This is a genomic window from Streptomyces sp. NPDC002935 (assembly GCF_040611295.1).
In the GTDB taxonomy this organism is placed as follows: Bacteria; Actinomycetota; Actinomycetes; order Streptomycetales; family Streptomycetaceae; genus Streptomyces.
The window spans coordinates 188,755-207,405 of record NZ_JBEXNW010000013.1; the positions used below are offsets into that span (position 1 = coordinate 188,755).

An 18,651-nucleotide genomic window follows, 5' to 3' on the forward strand; every position below is an offset into this window, starting at 1 on the left:
CTGGCCCGGAGCCACGCGGCCCGGACGGCACGCCCCGAACCTCTCCGATCGAGGAGGCCATGCGTACACCCCGTAGGACCACCAGAGCCGGCGCCCAGCAGTCACCCCCGTTGCGCGGCCGACGCGCGCACGCGGGCCCGCCGGCCGACGAGGACGCGGACATCGGCGAGCCCGACGCCGGGCCTTCGCCGGAAGCGTTCACGCGCGCGGGGCGGTGGCACATCAGGCCGCGCACCGTCCGGGCCAAGATCGTCAGCCTGCTGATGGTGCCGATCGTCTCCCTGCTGGCACTGTGGGCCTTCGCCACGGTGAGCACGGCGCAGGACGTCGCGCGCCTGCGGCAGGGGCAACGCGTGGACGCGACGGTCCGGGCCCCCGTCGACGCTGCTGTAGCCGCGCTCCAGGTGGAAAGAGCGGCAGCCGTCCGCTACGCGACCGACGCCGCCACGACGCGGCCGAGCGATCTCAAGGACCTCTCACGGCGCACCGACCGCGCCGTGGCGAAGCTGCGCCTGGGGGACCACAACACCGTCGCCGACGGTGCCGGTCTGCCTGCGGGAGTCGCCGGGCGGCTCGACACCTTCGTCACCGAGGCGGAGCGACTGCGGACGCTGCGCACCGCCGTACTGGAGCGCCGCACCGGATGGGACGAGGCGTACGGCCGGTACACCAGGACCATTTCGACGGGATTCGCTGTCGACGGAGCGATCACCGGCATTCCCGGTACGGGCATGCGCTCCGACGCGCGTGTCCTGCTCGAGTTCTCCCGGGCGGGGGAGGCGCTCGCCCAGGAGGACGCGGTGCTCGGCGGAGCCCGGCTCGCCGGGACCCTCGACGGCGTGCGGCTACGGTTGTTCACGGGGGCAGTCGACACCCGTCGCACCCTGACGGACGCCGCGGCGGCGGATCTCAGCGGGCCCGAACGAGCCGCCTGGAACGACCTCGTGGAGGGAAGCGCGTACGGCGACGTACGCGCCGTCGAGGACAAGGTGCTCGTCTCCCGCCCCGGCGCCAAGGCCCTCGAGGCCGCGCCGGAGGCGGACTGGAACATCGCTCACGCGCGCGTGCAGGACGCGATGAGCACGATCGAGGCCGACGCGGGCAGCGGTGCCATGGACCGGACCGACCCGTTCGCGCGCACCCTGCTCACGCCCGCCGGTGCCGCGGTCCTCTTCGGCCTCGCGGCTGTGGTCGCCTCGCTGGTCATCTCCGTACGCATCGGACGCGATCTCGTCGTGGAACTCGTCGGCCTGCGCGACAGCGCCCTGGACATCGCCCGCCGAAAGCTCCCCGAGGCCATGCGCAGGCTCCGCGCGGGGGAGACGGTCGACGTGCACGCCGAGGCCCCGCTGGGTCGGCCCTCGGAGGACGAGACCGGGCAGGTCGCGGAGGCACTGAACACCGTGCACCGAGCCGCACTGCGGGCCGCCGTCGAGCGTGCGGAACTGGCCGGTGGCATCTCCGGGGTCTTCGTCAATCTCGCCCGGCGCAGCCAGGTCCTCGTGCACCGCCAGCTGAATCTCCTGGACACCATGGAGCGCAGGTCCGAGGACCCGGACGAGCTGAGCGACCTGTTCCGGCTCGACCACCTCACCACACGGATGCGACGTCACGCGGAGAGTCTCATCATCCTTTCCGGAGCCGCGCCCGGACGGGCCTGGCGCAGACCCGTCTCGCTGACGAACGTCGTCCGGGCCGCCGTCTCCGAAATCGAGGACTACGCGCGCGTGGAGGTACGGCAACTCCCCGAGGCGGCCGTGATCGGAGGAGCGGTCGCCGACGTCACCCATCTTCTGGCTGAAGTCGTCGAGAACGCCGCCCAGTTCTCGCCCCCGCACACCAGAGTGCGGATCACCGGCGAACCGGTGGGGAACGGCTACGTGATCGAGGTCGAGGACCGGGGGCTGGGCATGGGCAAGGACAGGCTCGCCGAGGCCAACCGGCGCATCGAGCAGTCCGAGGCGCTCGACCTGTTCGACAGCGACCGGCTCGGCCTCTTCGTGGTCAGCAGACTCTCGGCCCGGCACGGCATCAAGGTGCACCTGCGGACCTCGCCCTACGGGGGCACCACCGCGGTCGTTCTACTGCCCACGGCCCTGCTGCACGACGGCCCGGCGGAACGTTCCCTCCGCCAGGCCGGCACGGACGGGCCGGTGGAAAGGCAGTACGCGCGCGTGTCGGCTGCCCCCGAGCAGGAAGCCGTGGAGGCCGTCACCGAGCGGCCCGCGCTGGTCCCCCCGAGACCCAAGACGTCCGAAGCCCCGGCGAACGGTTCGCGCGAGACCCCGCCGCCTCCGAGAATCGCGGCGCTCCGTCTGCACCGCCCCTCGGACGACTCCGACGACTCCGACGAACTTCCCCGGCGCGTCCGCCAGGCGAACCTCGCCCCCCAACTGCGCGGACAGCGTTCCGAGGAGTCGGCGGAGCCTCCGGTGCCCGAGACGACCGACGAGCGCACACCCGAACTCGTACGGGCGCGGATGGCCGCGTACCGAGCCGGCTGGGTACGCGGCGGCGGCCAGGCACCCGGCGTCGGCGCCACCCCCGGCCCCGAAGCGGGCAGCGACAGCAGCGAAGGAGACCCCGCATGATCCAGGACCCGAGTGTGAGAGCCGCCCAGCGGTCGGGTGAACTCGACTGGCTGCTGGACGACCTGGTGCTGCGCGTGGCCGAAGTACGACACGCCGTGGTGTTGTCGAACGACGGACTGGCGGTGGGCGCGTCCACCGGCCTGAGGCGTGAGGACGCCGAACACCTCGCGGCGGTCGCCTCCGGATTCCACAGCCTGGCCAAGGGAGCGGGCCGCCACTTCGGCGCGGGCGGCGTACGCCAGACCATGGTGGAAATGGACGAGGGTTTCCTGTTCGTCGCGGCGGCGGGGGACGGTTCGTGCCTCGCCGTCCTGACCGCGGTCACCGCCGACATCGGTCTCGTGGCGTACGAGATGGCGCTCCTGGTCAAGCGCGTCGGCGAGCATCTCGACGCCCCACCGCGCGTCGCCGCACAGCCGCCTGCGGCACGATGACCGAGGGCGGCCGGTGCAGATGACCGAGGACACGCCCGGCACCCCGCCGGAGCCGGGCAGCCAGTGGTACGACCAGGAGGCGGGACCACTCGTCCGCCCCTACGCGATGACGGGCGGCCGCACCAAAGCCGGTCCGACCGGAGTGCACTTCGATCTGATCGCCCTGGTCACGCTCGACACGGGCGCCCCCGGTGCCGACGACGACACCTCGCTCGGTCCGGAGCACCGGACCCTGATCGAACTGTGCCGAACCGAGACCCAGTCGGTCGCCGAACTGGCCGCGGACGCCGATCTTCCGCTGGGTGTGGTCAGAGTGCTCCTGGGCGACCTCCTGGAACGGAGCTGCGTCACCGTGAGTCGCCCGGTGCCGCCCGCGCAACTGCCGGACGAGCGCATCCTCCGCGAGGTGATCGAGGGACTGAGGGCGCTCTAGATGATCCCCATCGGTCGGCGCTGCGGCGCCGCGCGTTCACTCCAGGGCACTGGATGCGCGCGTTCCGGTCGCAACGGGCCATGTGTGGTCCAACCCCGTTCGGGGGAGCCGCAGTTGTCAGATGCTGACTTCGCGCACCCGTACACACGCACCGATGCCGACGGCTGTCGGCACTCCCGAGAGAAGTGATCGATGGTCTCCGAGAACTCCGATGCCTCGGGCGGCGACCCGACCGCCCTGGCATTGAAGATATTGGTCGCCGGTGGATTCGGCGTGGGAAAGACCACCCTGGTGGGCGCGGTCAGCGAGATCCGGCCGCTGCGCACCGAGGAACTGCTGAGCGAGGCCGGTCAGGCGGTGGACGACACCGGCGGAGTGGACCAGAAGGTCACCACGACCGTGGCCATGGACTTCGGACGCATCACCATCAGGTCCGGCCTCTCGCTCTATCTCTTCGGAACACCCGGGCAGGACCGCTTCTGGTTCCTGTGGGACGAGCTGTCGACGGGCGCCCTGGGCGCTGTCGTCCTCGCGGACACCCGGAGGCTCGAAGACTGCTTCCCCGCGGTGGACTACTTCGAGCACCGGCACATCCCGTTCGTGGTGGCCGTCAACTGCTTCGCGGACGCTCGCTCGTACGGCGCCCAGGACGTGTCCCGCGCCCTCGACCTGGACCGAGGTACACCGGTCGTCCTCTGCGACGCCCGTGACCGCGACTCCGGGAAGGAGGTACTGATCCGGCTCGTCGAATACGCCGGGCGGGTCCACACCGCCCGGCTGCTCGACTCCGTCGGCTGAGGCCGCGGGCGACCCTTCGGAGGACGCTTGCGCCGCCCCTGGCTGCTCACCCGTGCGCAGCCGCCGTGTTCAGTCGGCCACTGACGCGTAGGCCAGAACTTTCGCGATCCTCACGCGTACGAGCAGTTCACCGGGAACCCCGTTGCGCCTGCCGAACTCCTCCGCGCGCGCCTCGCCCATGTAGCGGCCGCCGATCCGGGCGGCCCAGTGCCGCAACTCGTCGACATCCTCCGACAGCACCGCCCGGCCCTGCAGCACCACGAAGCCGAAGGGCGGCCGGTCGTCGTCCACGCACAGGGCGACCCGGCCGTCCCGGGCCAGGTTCCTTCCCTTGACGCTGTCCTTCGCGGTGTTGAACACCACGTCGTCGCCGTCCAGCAGGAACCAGATCGGTGTCACATGCGGACTTCCGTCGGCCCGGACGGTGGACAGCTTCCCCGTGCGGGTCCCCTGCGAGACGAACGCTCGCCACTGCTCGTCGGTCATCTTCTCTGCCATGCCGCCCATCCTCCTTGCCCGGACGTCGGCTGTGGGGAAGGCTTGCTGGTCGAATCCTCCGGCCAGGGGGAATGACGCAGGGGGAGACCGGATCATGGAGCAGAACACGGGACTTGGCTGGTTGCTGGACGATCTCACCGAGCGCGTCGAGCACGTTCGGCACGCGCTGGTGCTGTCGAACGACGGGCTGGTGACGGGCGCGAGCACGGGACTCCGGCGCGAGGACGCCGAACACCTCGCCGCGGTCTCGTCGGGACTGCACAGCCTGGCCAAGGGTTCCGGCCGCCACTTCGGTGCCGGACAAGTACGCCAGACGATGGTCGAGTTCGACGATGCGGTGCTCTTCGTCACCGCCGCCGGCGCGGGCAGCTGTCTTTGTGTCCTCAGCGGGGCGGAGGCGGACATCGGCCAGGTCGCCTATGAGATGACGTTGCTGGTGAACCGGGTCGGCGAGCACCTTCGCGTCGACGCGCGACAGCCGGAGAGCAAACCCGTTATAGATCTCTGACCTGCGGATATGTCGTCGTGGCCGGAGTTTTCCACAGGCTCGCCACGATGTCCGACAAGCCGGATACGGTTTTTCCCGAGGCGAGCGCAGACCGGCGCGAGCGTCCGACACCTCAGGGGAGACCGCCATGTCCGGCAACACCATCACGCAGACCGCCACCTCGTCGCTCAGCCGTGCCGCGCGAGAACTGGAGCTCAGTCGCGGCGAGTTCGACCTGGCCCTGCGCCTCGGCTGCGTGCGCTCGGTTCCCGACGAGGGAGGTGGGGGACGCCGGGTCGCGCGCACCGAGATCGACCGGGTGCGCGCCGAGGCCGGCTTCCCGGAGGCGCTGCGTGAGCGGGTGAAGGCCGTCGGCACTACGGAGGGCGCCGCTCTCATGGGCGTCACGAGCACCCGGTTCACCCGACTCGCACGCCTGGGACTGGTCGTGCCGGTCAAGTTCTACCTGAACCGCTACCGCGTGGTGGTCTGGCTGTATCTCGCCGAGGAACTCCGGCAGTTCGCCGCCGACAAGCAGAACGCGCCGCTGATGAGCGGCCGGACGCCCGAAGGCCTCCGCGGCCGGCTGGAGGAAGGCCTGGACCTCCGTCCCCGAAACTGGCGCGGCCGCCACATGGGGTTCCTGCTGAGGCAGACCGAGGATCCCTGGGCCCGTGCCGCCGTAGTGGCGTCCCTGCTCGATCCCGTCCATGTGGCCGAGATCGTCAAGGATCCCTACGAGCGCGTCCATCTCGACCGCCTCCGCCCCGAGGGTGTCTCGCACGCCGCTCCGGACTCCCCGGGGGCGCGGATCGCCGAGCGCATCACGACGGCGGACGATCCCGACGAGATCAGCTGGCTCAGGGCCGACCTGGGCCAGAGCCTCCGCGAAGCCAGGGAGGACCGCCCCGCGCCCCGCCCGACACCGAATGCCCCGTCCGGCGCGACCTCGGGGCGGACGGCCACACCGTCGCCCGCCACACCGTCGGCGGGCCGACCATCAGGGGCGCCACCGGGAGCAGCCCCACCGCCACCGACCAGTGCTTCGCCCGCCTCGCGGCCACGGCACGCCGCCCCGCACGCCCCGCTCACCACACCGGAGTCCGGGCGGTCACGGAGGCTGCTCGGATGGCTGCGTCGGAGGAACCCGGACGCGTGTCCCTCTACAGCGCCCTGAACAGTCCTTCCTGCACGACCGAGACGAGCAGGCGTCCCTTCTGGTCGTAGATGCGCCCGCGGGCCAGTCCGCGGCCGCCCGTCGCGATAGGGGACTCCTGGTCGTACAGGAACCACTCGTCCGCGCGGAACGGCCGGTGGAACCACATGGCGTGGTCCAGCGACGCCATGTCGAAACCGCGCTGACCCCACAGCGGTTCCACCGGGATGCGGACGGCGTCCAGGAGGGTCATGTCGCTCGCGTAGGTGAGAGCACAGGTGTGGATGAGAGGGTCGTCACCCAGCGGTCCGACGGCGCGCATCCACACCGCGCTGCGCGGCTCCGCGCCCTTGGTCTCCTCGGGCGTCCAGCGCAGTCGGTCCACATAGCGGATGTCGAAAGGCTGGCGCCGCGCCATGCGCTCCAACGCTTCGGGAAGAGCGCCCAGATGCTCCTTGATCTCCTCCGTCACCGTCGGCAGGGACTCGGGGTCCGGCACTTCGCGGGCCGGCGGCAGCTGGTGCTCGAAGCTCCCTTCCTCAGGCTGGTGAAAGGAGGCGGTCAGATTGAAGATCGTGCGGCCCTGCTGCACAGCGGTGACGCGGCGGGTGGTGAACGACCGCCCGTCCCGCACCCGTTCGACCTGGTACACGATCGGGACGCCCGGCCGGCCCGGGCGCAGGAAGTACGCGTGCAGCGAGTGCACCGGTCGGTCGCCCTCGGTGGTACGGCCGGCGGCGACCAGTGCCTGGCCCGCCACCTGGCCGCCGAAGACGCGCTGCAGGGACTCCTGCGGGCTGCGGCCGCGGAAGATGTTGACCTCGATCTGCTCCAGGTCGAGCAGGTCGACAAGCCTCTCGGCTGGGTTCGTCATCGCTGGGATTCTCCTGTGCCTACAGCTGTCCGACGTCGGTGACCTTGACGATGGCACGGCCCTCCTCGTCGGAGGCCGCGAGATCCACCTCCGCGCTGATGCCCCAGTCGTGATCGCCGTTCGGGTCGGCGAAGGTCTGGCGGACACGCCACAGCCCGTGCTGCGGCTCCTCCACGATCGACAGCAGCTTGGGGCCACGGGCGTCGGGACCCGTGCCGAGGTCCTCGTACTCGTCCCAGTACTTGTCCATCGCCTCGCCCCACGCATCGGCGTCCCAGCCGGAGTCGGCGTCCATCTCACCGAGTTCGTGGAGATTGTCCAGTGCGGCGAGTTCGACCCTGCGGAACATCGCGTTACGGACGAGCACACGGAACGCGCGGGAGTTCGAGGTGACGGGCTTGACCTGGTCGGCCCTCTCCTGGGCCTCCTCGGCCGTCATCACCTCGGGGTTGGCGAGCTGTTCCCACTCGTCGAGGAGACTGGAGTCGACCTGCCGCACCATCTCACCCAGCCAGGCGATCAGGTCCTCCAGGTCCTCGGACTTGAGGTCGTCCGGGACCGTGTGCTCAAGCGCCTTGTAGGCACTGGCCAGGTAACGCAGGACGATGCCCTCGGTGCGGGCGAGCTCGTAGAAGGAGACGAACTCCGTGAAGGACATCGCCCGTTCGTACATGTCACGGATGACGGACTTCGGCGACAGCGGGTGGTCGCCGACCCACGGATGGCTCTTGCGGTAGGTGTTGTACGCGTGGGAGAGGAGCTCCTCCAGCGGCTTGGGGTACGTCACGTCCTGGAGCCGCTCCATGCGCTCCTCGTATTCGACGCCGTCCGACTTCATCGCGGCCACGGCCTCGCCACGGGCCTTGTTCTGCTGGGCCGCGAGGATCTGCCGCGGCTCGTCCAGCGTGGACTCCACGACGGACACCATGTCCAGGGCGTACGAAGGGGATTCGGGGTCCAGCAGATCGAAAGCGGCGAGCGCGAACGTCGACAGGGGCTGGTTGAGCGCGAAGTTCTGCTGGAGATCGACGGTGAGCCGCACGATGCGGCCGGTCGGGTCGGGCTCGTCGAGCTTCTCGACGACGCCGCCGTCGAGGAGCGAGCGGTAGATCGCGATGGCCCGCCGGATGTGCCGCAGCTGCTGCTTGCGCGGCTCGTGGTTGTCCTCCAGCAGATGCCGCATCGCCTCGAAGGCGTTGCCGGGCCGGGCGATCACCGAGAGCAGCATGGTGTGCGTCACGCGGAAGCGCGAGGTCAGCGGCTCGGGATCGGAGGTGATGAGCTTGTCGAAGGTGTTCTCCGTCCAGCCGACGAAGCCCTCGGGAGCCTTTTTGCGCACCACCTTGCGGCGCTTCTTCGGGTCGTCGCCCGCCTTGGCGAGCGACTTCTCGTTCTCGATGACGTGCTCGGGCGCCTGAGCGACGACGTAGCCCGCCGTGTCGAACCCCGCGCGCCCGGCCCGCCCGGCGATCTGGTGGAACTCGCGGGCGCGCAGCGTGCGCACCCGTGTCCCGTCGTACTTCGTCAGCGCGGTGAACAGCACCGTGCGGATGGGGACGTTGACGCCGACACCGAGGGTGTCCGTGCCGCAGATGACCTTCAGGAGACCGGCCTGGGCCAGCTTTTCCACCAGCCGCCGGTACTTGGGCAGCATGCCGGCGTGGTGCACCCCGATCCCATGGCGTACGTAGCGGGAGAGGTTGCGGCCGAACTTGGTGGTGAAGCGGAAGTTGCCGATCAGCTCGGCGATCTGGTCCTTCTCCTCGCGCGTGCACATGTTGATGCTCATCAGCGCCTGGGCCCGTTCCACGGCCTGCGCCTGGGTGAAGTGCACGATGTAGACCGGGGCCTGCTTGGTGGCCAGCAGCTCGGTGATCGTCTCCGTCAACGGAGTGAGCACGTACTCGTAGGACAGCGGGACGGGCCGGGTCGCCGAGCGGACCACCGCCGTGGGGCGGCCGGTGCGCCGCGTGAGGTCCTTCTCGAACATCGAGACGTCGCCGAGCGTCGCCGACATCAGGATGAACTGCGCCTGGGGAAGTTCCAGGATCGGGATCTGCCAGGCCCAGCCCCGGTCGCCCTCGGCGTAGAAGTGGAACTCGTCCATGACGACCTGGCCCACGTCGGCGTGCTTGCCGTCCCGCAGGGCGATCGACGCCAGGACCTCGGCGGTGCAGCAGATGACCGGAGCGTCGGCGTTCACGGAGGCGTCGCCGGTGAGCATGCCGACGTTCTCTGTGCCGAACATCTTGCACAGCTCGAAGAACTTCTCCGAGACGAGCGCCTTGATCGGCGCCGTGTAGAAGGTGACCTCGTCGCGGGCGAGCGCCGCGAAGTGCGCACCCGCGGCGATCATGCTCTTGCCCGAGCCGGTGGGCGTAGAGACAATCACGTTGGCACCCGAGACCACCTCGATCAGCGCCTCTTCCTGATGGGGGTAGAGGGTGAGACCGCGTTCCCCGGCCCACGACTCGAAGGCTTCGTAAAGGGCGTCGGGGTCTGCGGTCTGCGGCAGCTGATCGATAAGGGTCACGCCCCCATCTTGCCTGTCGACGCACGCGATGGGGGAATCGGATGCTCGTCGAAAGATCACGACCGCTACGCTGTGGCGCCGGCGACGCGTCAGCGTGCACGGACAACTGGACAGCGGTACAAGAGGAATAGGGCGGGGAACGGCCATGATGGGACCAGCACACTCACTGTCGGGGGCGGCGGCCTGGCTCGGCGTCGGAGCCGCGGCCGCCGCGGCCGGCCACACCATGCCCTGGCCGGTCCTGCTCGTCGGCGCCCTGATCTGCGCCGGCGCCGCTCTCGCCCCGGACCTGGACCACAAGGCCGCCACCATCTCGAACGCCTTCGGACCGGTGTCACGAAGGCTGTGCGAGATCGTCGACAAACTCTCCTACGCCGCCTACAAGGGGACGAGGAAGCCGGGCGACCCTCGGCGCTCCGGCGGTCACCGCACGCTGACCCACACCTGGCTGTGGGCGGTGATGATCGGCGCGGGCACCGCTGTGCTGGCGATCACCTGCGGCCGCTGGGCGGTCCTGGCCATCCTCTTCGTGCACATGGTGCTCGCCATCGAGGGCCTGCTGTGGCGGGCCGCCCGCGGTTCCAGCAGCGACATCCTGGTCTGGCTGCTCGCCGCGACGACCTCGTGGATCCTCGCGCAAACTCTGGACAAGCCGGGCAACGGCGCGGACTGGCTGTTCACGGCGCCGGGCCAGGAGTACCTCTGGCTCGGCCTGCCGGTCGTCCTCGGCGCCCTGGTGCACTGCCTCGGGGACGCGCTGACGGTGTCCGGCTGCCCGATCCTGTGGCCCATCCCGGTCGGCCGCAAGCGCTGGTACCCGATAGGCCCGCCCAAGGTGATGCGCTTTCGCGCCGGCAGCTGGGTCGAGCTCAAGGTGCTGACGCCGGTGTTCATGCTGCTGGGCGGCGTGGGCTGCGCGGCCGCGCTGAACCTCATCTGAGGCCGTCTCCTCACGATGCCGGCCGACGAACCGGACGCTCGGCGGCGCCGGCCGGCGTCGGGAGGCCCCTGCCCGCAGTGGCCGCGTGCCGCGGCGGGAGCGGGGGTACGCCCGGGCATCCGACTTCGGTGGCGGGACGTTTCTCGCTCACGCTCAGGACGTGGCGCCCGTCCCGCTCAGGGCTTCTCCTCCGCGCCGGACCCCTGCTCCCCGCCTCCGTACCGTCGCTCGAACTGGGCGATGCGGCCCTCCGAGTCCACCGTGCGGGCCTTGCCCGTGTAGAAGGGGTGGCTCTCCGAGGAGATCTCGACATCCACGACCGGGTAGGTCTCGCCGTCGTCCCAATCGATGGTCCGGTCGCTCGTCGCCGTGGAGCGCGTGAGGAAGGCGTAGCCGGCCGTGCGGTCGCGGAAGACCACGGGGTGGTAGTCGGGCTGCTTGTCCTGCTGCATGGGTGCTCCTTGGGGGAGGGACGGGCCGGATGCCCGTCAGCCGGACACGGAGTCCTCGTCGACGATGTGCATCGCGGCCTCCTCGGCCGAGGCCGCGGCGCCGTCGATGCCGATGTCCGTGGCGATGAGCCCGCTCTCCTCGTCCTCGTGCGCGCCTTCGTTCGGGGCCACCAGACGGCCGGAGCGCAGGGCGCCCACCTCGTTGTCGAGGGGCTCTCCGTCGGTGCCCTCGCAGTCGCCGATGCCGTCTCCGTCGGGTTCGGCGACGTCGGGCAGTTCATCGGCGAGGCGCTGCTCCAGTGTCTCGCCCGCCCGGCGCTCCGAGGCGGTCACCCCGCGGTGCTCCACCGCCCAGGGCCGCTCCGGCGGGGACCAGCCACGGTCCAGGGGGTCACTGACGCCGTCGGTGACCAGCGTGTCCTCGGCGTCGAGCAGCCCCGCGTCGTCCTGTACCTCGGATCCGTCGGGCTGGTAGACGTCGTCTCCCCATCCGTCGGCGCTGTCCACGGGTACCTCCAGGGGGTGCGGACGGGACCGGTGCCGCCGTACTCGACGACGGACGCGCGGGCCACTGGACACAGGCGTCGCCCCGCGCGAACCGGGTGGTTCCCGGGAGTCCCCCGAGCGGGTGCCCACGTCCAGACTTCCACCCCCCTTCGGCACCGCGCAACGCCACAGCGGACGACCGGCAGCGCCACAAGGGCCGACGTCCGGTCCCGCCGGTCACCGGCGCGGTGCTCCGAGGGCCGGTGGGGCGCCGTTCCCGGCGAGAGGCGGCACCGCACCGGCCAGGCCCTCCGCCGGGGCCGGTCCCCGTCGGCCCACTCCGCCGAGCGGTGGGACGGCACCGGCGCACTACGCCGAGCGGGCGGGTCCGCACCGGTCCGGTCCGCCGCGAGAACGGGAGTGAACCGGGCCGTAGGCCGCAAGGCCTGGAACGGCCCGGTGGGCCACCCCGCTCACCCGTGCCAGGACCTCCACAGGGCCGCGTACGCGCCGTCCGCCGCGACCAGTTGGTCGTGGCTGCCGAGTTCGCTGATGCGGCCGTTCTCGACCACGGCGATGACATCCGCGTCATGGGCGGTGTGGAGGCGGTGGGCGATCGCGACGACCGTGCGGCCGTCGAGGACGCGGGCCAGCGAGCGTTCCAGATGGCGGGCCGCCCGCGGATCCAGGAGCGAGGTCGCTTCGTCCAGGACCAGGGTGTGCGGGTCGGCCAGCACCAGCCGCGCCAGCGCGATCTGCTGGGCCTGGGCCGGAGTGAGCGCGAACCCGCCCGAGCCGACCTCGGTGTCCAGGCCGTCGTCCAGCGCCCGGGCCCAGCCGTCCGCGTCGACCGCGCCGAGAGCCGCCCACAGCCGGGCGTCGACGGAGTCGGCGCCGTCGGTCGCCGTCCCGGCCGGCGTCTCCTCGTCCGCGCGGTGCCGGGAGTGGGGGACGGCGAGCAGCAGGTTGTCGCGCAGGGAGCCCACGAAGACGTGGTGCTCCTGGTTGACCAGGGCCACGTGCGAGCGGACCACCTCGGCGGGCATCCTGGACAGTTCGGCGCCGCCCAGCGTGATCCGGCCGTCCCGGGGTGCGTAGATCCCGGCGAGCAGCCTGCCGAGCGTGGACTTGCCCGCGCCGGACGGGCCGACCAGGGCGACCCGGGTGCCGGGCGCGACGGCCAGCGAGACCTCGCGCAGGACGTCCACGCCCGCGCGGTAACCGAAGTGCACCCGGTCCGCGTGGACGTCGCGGCCGTCCGGCGTCACGGCCGGGTCGCCCGCATCCGGCGCGATGTCCCGGACACCGACCAGCCGCGCCAGCGAGACCTGGGCGACCTGCAGCTCGTCGTACCAGCGCAGGATCAGTCCCACCGGGTCGACGAGCATCTGCGCGATCAGCGCACCCGTCGTCAGCTGGCCCACCCCGATCCAGCCCTGGAGGGCGAAGAACCCGCCGATCATCAGGACCGAGCAGAGCACCGTCACATGCGTGATGTTGACGACCGGGAAGAGGACCGACCGCAGCCAGAGCGTGTACCGCTCCCATGCCGTCCATTCCTGGACCCGGCGGTCCGACAGCTCGATGCGGCGCCTGCCCAGGCGGTGCGACTCGACCGTGCGCCCGGCGTCGACCGTCTCGGCGAGGACGGCGGCGACGGCGGCGTAGCCGGCTGCCTCGGAGCGGTAGGCGGACGGTGCGCGCTTGAAATACCAGCGGCAACCCACCACCAGCACCGGAACGGCGATCAGTACGGCGGGCGCGAGCGCCGGGGCGGTCACGGTGAGGCCGCCGAGGAGCAGCACCGCCCAGACCACACCGATGGCCAGCTGCGGCACGGCCTCGCGCATCGCGTTGGCGAGCCGGTCGATGTCGGTGGTGATGCGGGACAGCAGGTCGCCCGTCCCGGCCCGTTCCAGGACACCGGGCGGCAGTCCGACCGACCGCACGAGGAAGTCCTCGCGCAGATCGGCCAGCATCCGCTCGCCGAGCATGGCACCGCGCAGCCGCACCTGCCGTACGAAGACGGCCTGCACGACGAGCGCGACGAGGAACAGAGCGGCGGTGGTCTCCAGATGGAGTTCGCGCGCGTGGTCCGAGACCCGTTCGACGACCGAGCCCAGCAGATAGGGCCCGGCCATCGAGGCCACGACGGCCACGGTGTTGACGGCCACCAGGAGCAGAAAGGCCCTGCGGTGCCGTTGGAACAGTTCGGTCACATAGGCGCGGACGGTCGCGGGCGCGCCGACGGGCAGTGTGTTCGCCGTCGTCGGGGCGGCCGGGTCGTACGCCGGTGGCGCCACGCCGATCATGCGGTCTCCTCGATTTCTTCCAGTACGCCGTCCAGAACGGCCTCGTCGTCCACCGTCACGCCTCCGAGAGCGGCCCGTGCCGTGGCCTCGTCGGCGGCCTCCTCATCGGTCTCCCGGGTCACCACGGCCCGGTAGCGCGGCTCGCTGTGCACCAGTTCGCGGTGCACGCCGACCGCGACGACCTCGCCTTCATGGACCAGGACGACCCGTTCCGCCTGGTCCAGGAGCAGCGGTGACGAGGTGAAGATCACGGTCGTGCGCCCGGCGCGCAGGGAACGCACGCCGTCGGCGATGCGGGCCTCGGTGTGCGAGTCGACCGCGGACGTCGGCTCGTCCAGGACGAGTACCTCCGGGTCCGTGATCAGGGACCGGGCCAGCGCGAGCCGCTGGCGCTGGCCGCCGGAGAGGGAGCGTCCGCGTTCGGTGATGCGGGCGTCCATCGGGTCCTCGACGTCCAGCGAGCCCTGGGTGAGCGCGTCCAGCACGTCGCCGCACTGCGCGGCGGACAACGCCGCCTCGGCACTCACCAGACCGGACGCGGGCACGTCGAGCAGCTCGCGCAGGGAGCCGGACAGCAGCACCGGGTCCTTGTCCTGGACGAGGACGGCGGTGCGGGCACAGTCCAGGGGCAGCTCGTCCAGCGGTACACCCCCGAGGACCACCGAGTTGCTCCGCACGCCCCCGACGAGCACCTCCGTGCCCGGCTCGGAGGCATGGCCGCCGAGCCGCTCGGCCAGCAGCCCCGCCGCGTCCGGGTCCCCGCAGACCACAGCGGTGAGCCGGCCCGCGGGAGCGAACAGCCCGGTGGCGGGGTCGTACAGATCGCCGCCCGGAACCTCCGCGGCGCGCGTTCCGTCGCTGTCCATGGCCCGTTCCAGGGACAGCACCCGGGCGGCCCGCCTGGCCGACGGGCGTGAGAAGGAATAGGCCATCGCGATCTCCTCGAAATGCCGCAATGGGTACGCGAGGAGCATCACGGCGCTGTACACGGTGACCAGTTCGCCGACCGTGATCCGGCCGTCGCGGGCCAGCAGCACACCGCGCCAGACGACGGCGATCATCAGCAGGCCGGGCAGCAGCACCTGGATCGCCGAGATCAGCGCCCACATACGGGCGCTGCGCACGGCGGCCCGGCGGACCTCCTGGGAGGCACGGCGATAGCGGTCGAGGAAGAGTTCCTCGCCGCCGATGCCGCGCAGCACCCGCAGACCCGCGACGGTGTCGGAGGCCAGCTCGGTGGCGCGCCCCGCCTTCTCCCGCTGGAAGTCGGCACGCCGGGTGGCGCGCGGCAGCAGCGGCAGCACGGCCACGGCCAGCACGGGAACGCCCACGGCGACGATCACGCCGAGTGCCGGCTGGTAGACGACCAGGCCGACGCAGACCAGTACCACCGTCACGGCGGCTGCCGTGAACCGTGACATGCCCTCCACGAACCAGCCGATCTTCTCGACGTCGCCGGTGGAGACCGCGACCACCTCACCCGCCGCGACGCGCTGCGTCAGCGCCGAGCCGAGCTGCGCGGTTCTGCGGGCCAGCAGTTGCTGAACGCGCGCGGCCGCGGTGATCCAGTTGGTGACAGCGGTGCGGTGCAGCATGGTGTCGCCCAGGGCGATGCACGCGCCGCACAGCACCATCAGAGCGCCGGTCAGGGCGAGCCGGGTGCCGGAGTGCTCGACGACGGCCTGGACGGCCAGACCGACGCAGAACGGCAGCGCGGAGACGGCCACGAAGTGCAGCAGACCCCACGCCAGGGCCTTGAACTGCCCACCGAGCTGATTCCGCCCGAGCCACCACAGGAATCGGGGACCTGAGCGCGCGTCGGGCACACCCGGGTCGGGATACGGAAGGTCTTGGATCTGCATGACGTCCCAGTGGCTCGTGTCAAGGGGTGGAGGGAGCCGCGGATTTCGGCAACCTGCCGGCAGCGGGGGCCGGTAGCAAACCGTGAAAGGTTCGCGTCGCAGCGTGGTCGGAAGCAAACGATTTTCCGCTTCGGGGCAAGGAATCGGCCCAACCGGCCGCGACCGGCAGGGACCAGGGGGGAGGACGATTCATCCGATACGTAGTGCGAGGATGGTCGGCATGCGAATGAACGGTGCGACGCGTACGGGGCTCGCCGCCATGGTCTGCGGGGCTGTCGCCGTCAGCCTCTCGGCCTGCGGTGGCTCGGAGGGCGGAAGCGGGGGCGGCGCGAACGGGCGCGCGAGAAGCGGTGGCGAAGCCGCCCGCACGAGCGGGCCCGCGGTCGACCCGAAGCGCATCCCCGACGTGGGTGACCGGCTCCAGAAGCGGATCCCGTCCGACTCCCGCCAGGTTGTGGCGGTCTACGGCGAGGGCAAGGACTCCGCCGACTCCACCGTCGTGCTGTACACGAAGTCCGGTACGACCTGGAAGAAGACCCGCAGCTGGGCCGCGCACAACGGCAAGAAGGGCTGGACGACCGACCACCACGAGGACGACAAACGCAGCCCCGTCGGAGTGTTCACGCTCAGCGACGCCGGTGGGGTGCTCGACGACCCGGGCGCCCGGCTCCCGTACACGCAGTCGGAGGACTTCCAGGCACCGCACTACTGGGCGAAGTCGCACTGGCACGACTTCGACTACGTCATCGCCATCGACTACAACCGCCTCAAGGGCAATCCGCCGGACGACCCGACCCGCCCGTGGGGCGACGCGAAGGGCGGCGGCATCTGGCTGCACATGGACCACGGCAGCGGCACGTCGGCGTGCGTGAGCCTGTCCAAGCCCGCCATGGAGTACCTGTTGCGCACACTCGACCCGGATCAGCACCCTGTCGTGGTGATGGGGGACAAGGCGGACCTGAAGGCCTAGAACCTGTCCGGTCGGACCGCGCACCGTGCCGGAAGCGCCGAAGGCGTGAGGCGGGGTCGCCCGGTGGTCCGGACGCCCCGCCGTCCCGGTGCTGCGGGGCTTTGCCCTTCCCATGCCCCTCGACCCCGAGGCGCCATTGCGGAGTGGTCGACCGCCCCGTAGAACACCGCACATGAGTAGACCGGTCATCATGTCCATGCTCGCCGGAGTGGTCCTCGTGGCGAGCGCCCTCGTCGGGGCGGGCCCGGCTCCGGCGGCCCCCGAGTCCGTCGCGGCTCATGCGTCCGCCGGGTCCGCCGTCGCTCGATCCGCCGACGTGCCCGCCGAGTTCGGCAGCGACTGGCACGATCCCGTCACCGCGTCCCCGCCCGTCGGGAGGCCTGCCGGACCGTCCTGTGAAGTGACCCTCGCCGAGGCGCAGTTCCGCGACTTCACGCCCTACACGGGCACGTACACCCCGCCGACGGGCTGCGGCGACCGCTGGAGCAAGGTCGTGCTCCGGCTCGAAGGCAAGGTCAAGGGGCGGCAGTTCGACCGCCTCGGCTATCTGCACGTCGGCGGGGTGGAGATCCTCCGTACGTCCACCCCGGAGCCGTCGCCCGACGGGATCGCGTGGTCCGTCGAGAAGGACGTGACGCGCTACAGCGACACCTTCCGGCAGAGCCGCGATGTCGAGATGCTCATCGGGAACGTCGTCGACGACACGTACACGGGCGTCCTCGACGTCAAGGCGACGCTGACGTTCTTCGCGGGCAGGCCCGCCGCGACCCCCGACCGTGTCCTGACCCTCCGGGACGGCACCCTGACCACTCCGCGCAACAGCGAGCGCGTGATCGCCGAGGTGTACGCGACCGGGTCCGGCGGCGGGTGCGAGGAGTACTGGTATCTGACGGTCCCGGACCCGGCGCCGTACTCCTGCAAGGCGGACAACGGTCCCTACCGCGAGGTGCGGATCAGCGTCGACGGCCAACTCGCCGGAATCGCCGAGCCGTTCCCGACCGTGTGGACCGGCGGCTGGTCCAACCCCTTTCTCTGGTACGTGATTCCGGGGCCCCGCGCCTTCGACGTGAAACCCGTCGAGTACGACCTGACCCCGTTCGCCGGGCTCCTCAACGACGGGCGTCCGCACCGGATCGACGTCTCCGTCGTGGGCGTCCCCGAGGGGCAGACCGGCTGGAGCGTGCCGGTCAACGTGCTCGTCTGGCAGGACGCGCGGCGCGCCCACGTGAGCGGTGCCCTCACCCGGGCCGAGGCGGGCGATCTCGCCAACTCGTCGACGTACACGCCCGGTTCGGAGAACCGCCTCGACACCACGGGAGGGCACCGTCTGACGGTCGCCGGATACCTCGACACCTCGCACGGACGGGTACGGACCACCGTCAGCCGCACCCTCGCGCACACCTCCGTTCACCGCTGGACCGACGGCGAGAGCACGGACGGCCTCGAGGCGAAGTGGACCGACGACGAGACGGTCGGTGTCGACGGACGTGGACCCGTCGTGACGACGTCCACCCGGCGCACGTACACGATGGACGGCACGACGACCCTCGGCGCGGACGACCGGCTGCGGACCGTGCTGACGCTCGGCGACCGGGCCGCCGTGGCCGAGTCCTCGGGCGGCCGGCCCACCGTGTGGTCACGGCTCGACGACACCTACACGGGCGACGCGACGTACACGGCGAACGTGCCGCGCGACCAGCGTCACGCGGTCGCCACGACGAGTGAGCGCTATCGGCTGTACGGCTCCGCCGGCTGCTACGACCGCTCCCTCGTCACGGTGCAGGGGGTGCTCACGCGGGACCGCGCCGGCTGCTGAGGCGCGGGC

Annotated in this window: 16 protein-coding genes; 9 read left to right on the plus strand and 7 right to left on the minus strand. The window is 71.1% G+C overall.

The features are described 5' to 3' along the window. The first annotated feature begins 59 nt into the window (after nucleotides 1-59). From ABZX90_RS20030 to ABZX90_RS20045, 4 genes are all read left to right on the plus strand, one after another. Entirely contained in the window at nucleotides 60-2,591 is a 2,532-nt protein-coding gene (locus ABZX90_RS20030; protein WP_355206536.1) for a nitrate- and nitrite sensing domain-containing protein, read from the plus strand. After that, nucleotides 2,588-3,025, plus strand: a complete 438-nt coding sequence (locus ABZX90_RS20035) for a roadblock/LC7 domain-containing protein (RefSeq protein ID WP_351127480.1) — start codon at nucleotides 2,588-2,590, stop codon at nucleotides 3,023-3,025. Before ABZX90_RS20030 ends, ABZX90_RS20035 begins: the two co-directional genes overlap by 4 nt. 19 nt (nucleotides 3,026-3,044) lie before the next feature. Further along, nucleotides 3,045-3,458, plus strand: a complete 414-nt coding sequence (locus ABZX90_RS20040; protein ID WP_355206538.1) for a DUF742 domain-containing protein — start codon at nucleotides 3,045-3,047, stop codon at nucleotides 3,456-3,458. A gap of 192 nt (nucleotides 3,459-3,650) precedes the next feature. Beyond that, on the plus strand, nucleotides 3,651-4,256 hold the full coding sequence (locus tag ABZX90_RS20045; protein ID WP_351127476.1) for an ATP/GTP-binding protein: 606 nt from the start codon (nucleotides 3,651-3,653) through the stop codon (nucleotides 4,254-4,256). 69 nt (nucleotides 4,257-4,325) lie between these two features. Here the strand turns inward: ABZX90_RS20045 and ABZX90_RS20050 are convergent, their stop codons facing one another. Further along, entirely contained in the window at nucleotides 4,326-4,754 is a 429-nt protein-coding gene (locus ABZX90_RS20050; RefSeq protein WP_351127474.1) for a PPOX class F420-dependent oxidoreductase, read from the minus strand. Nucleotides 4,755-4,848: 94 nt separating this feature from the next. On the opposite strand from ABZX90_RS20050, the gene ABZX90_RS20055 reads away from it, so the two are divergent. Beyond that, nucleotides 4,849-5,262 (plus strand): roadblock/LC7 domain-containing protein, encoded by a 414-nt coding sequence (locus ABZX90_RS20055; protein ID WP_351127472.1) that lies wholly within the window; start codon nucleotides 4,849-4,851, stop codon nucleotides 5,260-5,262. Between the two features lie 127 nt (nucleotides 5,263-5,389). Beyond that, nucleotides 5,390-6,418, plus strand: a complete 1,029-nt coding sequence (locus tag ABZX90_RS20060) for a DUF6397 family protein (protein WP_355206542.1) — start codon at nucleotides 5,390-5,392, stop codon at nucleotides 6,416-6,418. Here the strand turns inward: ABZX90_RS20060 and ABZX90_RS20065 are convergent. Continuing rightward, on the minus strand, nucleotides 6,405-7,271 hold the full coding sequence (locus ABZX90_RS20065; protein WP_351127468.1) for an acyl-CoA thioesterase II: 867 nt from the start codon (nucleotides 7,269-7,271) through the stop codon (nucleotides 6,405-6,407). The genes ABZX90_RS20060 and ABZX90_RS20065 overlap by 14 nt on opposite strands. A gap of 19 nt (nucleotides 7,272-7,290) precedes the next feature. After that, complete coding sequence (locus ABZX90_RS20070) at nucleotides 7,291-9,804, minus strand: DUF3516 domain-containing protein (protein ID WP_351127466.1); 2,514 nt, start codon at nucleotides 9,802-9,804, stop codon at nucleotides 7,291-7,293. Nucleotides 9,805-9,949: 145 nt separating this feature from the next. On the opposite strand from ABZX90_RS20070, the gene ABZX90_RS20075 reads away from it, so the two are divergent. Beyond that, complete coding sequence (locus ABZX90_RS20075; RefSeq protein WP_351127464.1) at nucleotides 9,950-10,744, plus strand: metal-dependent hydrolase; 795 nt, start codon at nucleotides 9,950-9,952, stop codon at nucleotides 10,742-10,744. A gap of 176 nt (nucleotides 10,745-10,920) precedes the next feature. Here the strand turns inward: ABZX90_RS20075 and ABZX90_RS20080 are convergent, their stop codons facing one another. The 4 genes from ABZX90_RS20080 to ABZX90_RS20095 all read right to left on the minus strand — a co-directional run bounded on the left by ABZX90_RS20080 (nucleotide 10,921) and on the right by ABZX90_RS20095 (nucleotide 15,856). Further along, the gene (locus tag ABZX90_RS20080) at nucleotides 10,921-11,196 is read right to left on the minus strand and encodes a type B 50S ribosomal protein L31 (RefSeq protein WP_351127462.1); all 276 of its coding nucleotides are present in this window, start codon (nucleotides 11,194-11,196) and stop codon (nucleotides 10,921-10,923) included. A gap of 36 nt (nucleotides 11,197-11,232) precedes the next feature. After that, complete coding sequence (locus tag ABZX90_RS20085; RefSeq protein ID WP_355206547.1) at nucleotides 11,233-11,703, minus strand: DUF5709 domain-containing protein; 471 nt, start codon at nucleotides 11,701-11,703, stop codon at nucleotides 11,233-11,235. Between the two features lie 452 nt (nucleotides 11,704-12,155). Continuing rightward, nucleotides 12,156-13,994, minus strand: coding sequence for an ABC transporter ATP-binding protein (locus ABZX90_RS20090; RefSeq protein ID WP_355206550.1), 1,839 nt, complete (start codon nucleotides 13,992-13,994; stop codon nucleotides 12,156-12,158). Next, a complete protein-coding gene (locus tag ABZX90_RS20095) occupies nucleotides 13,991-15,856 on the minus strand; it encodes an ABC transporter ATP-binding protein (RefSeq protein ID WP_355206553.1) in 1,866 nt (621 codons plus the stop codon). The genes ABZX90_RS20090 and ABZX90_RS20095 overlap by 4 nt, the downstream gene beginning before the upstream one ends. 226 nt (nucleotides 15,857-16,082) lie before the next feature. Between ABZX90_RS20095 and ABZX90_RS20100 the strand changes: the two genes are divergently transcribed. Next, nucleotides 16,083-16,826, plus strand: a complete 744-nt coding sequence (locus ABZX90_RS20100) for a L,D-transpeptidase family protein (protein WP_355206612.1) — start codon at nucleotides 16,083-16,085, stop codon at nucleotides 16,824-16,826. Nucleotides 16,827-16,998: 172 nt separating this feature from the next. Further along, entirely contained in the window at nucleotides 16,999-18,642 is a 1,644-nt protein-coding gene (locus tag ABZX90_RS20105; RefSeq protein ID WP_355206555.1) for a peptide-N4-asparagine amidase, read from the plus strand. The last annotated feature ends 9 nt before the right edge of the window (nucleotides 18,643-18,651 follow it).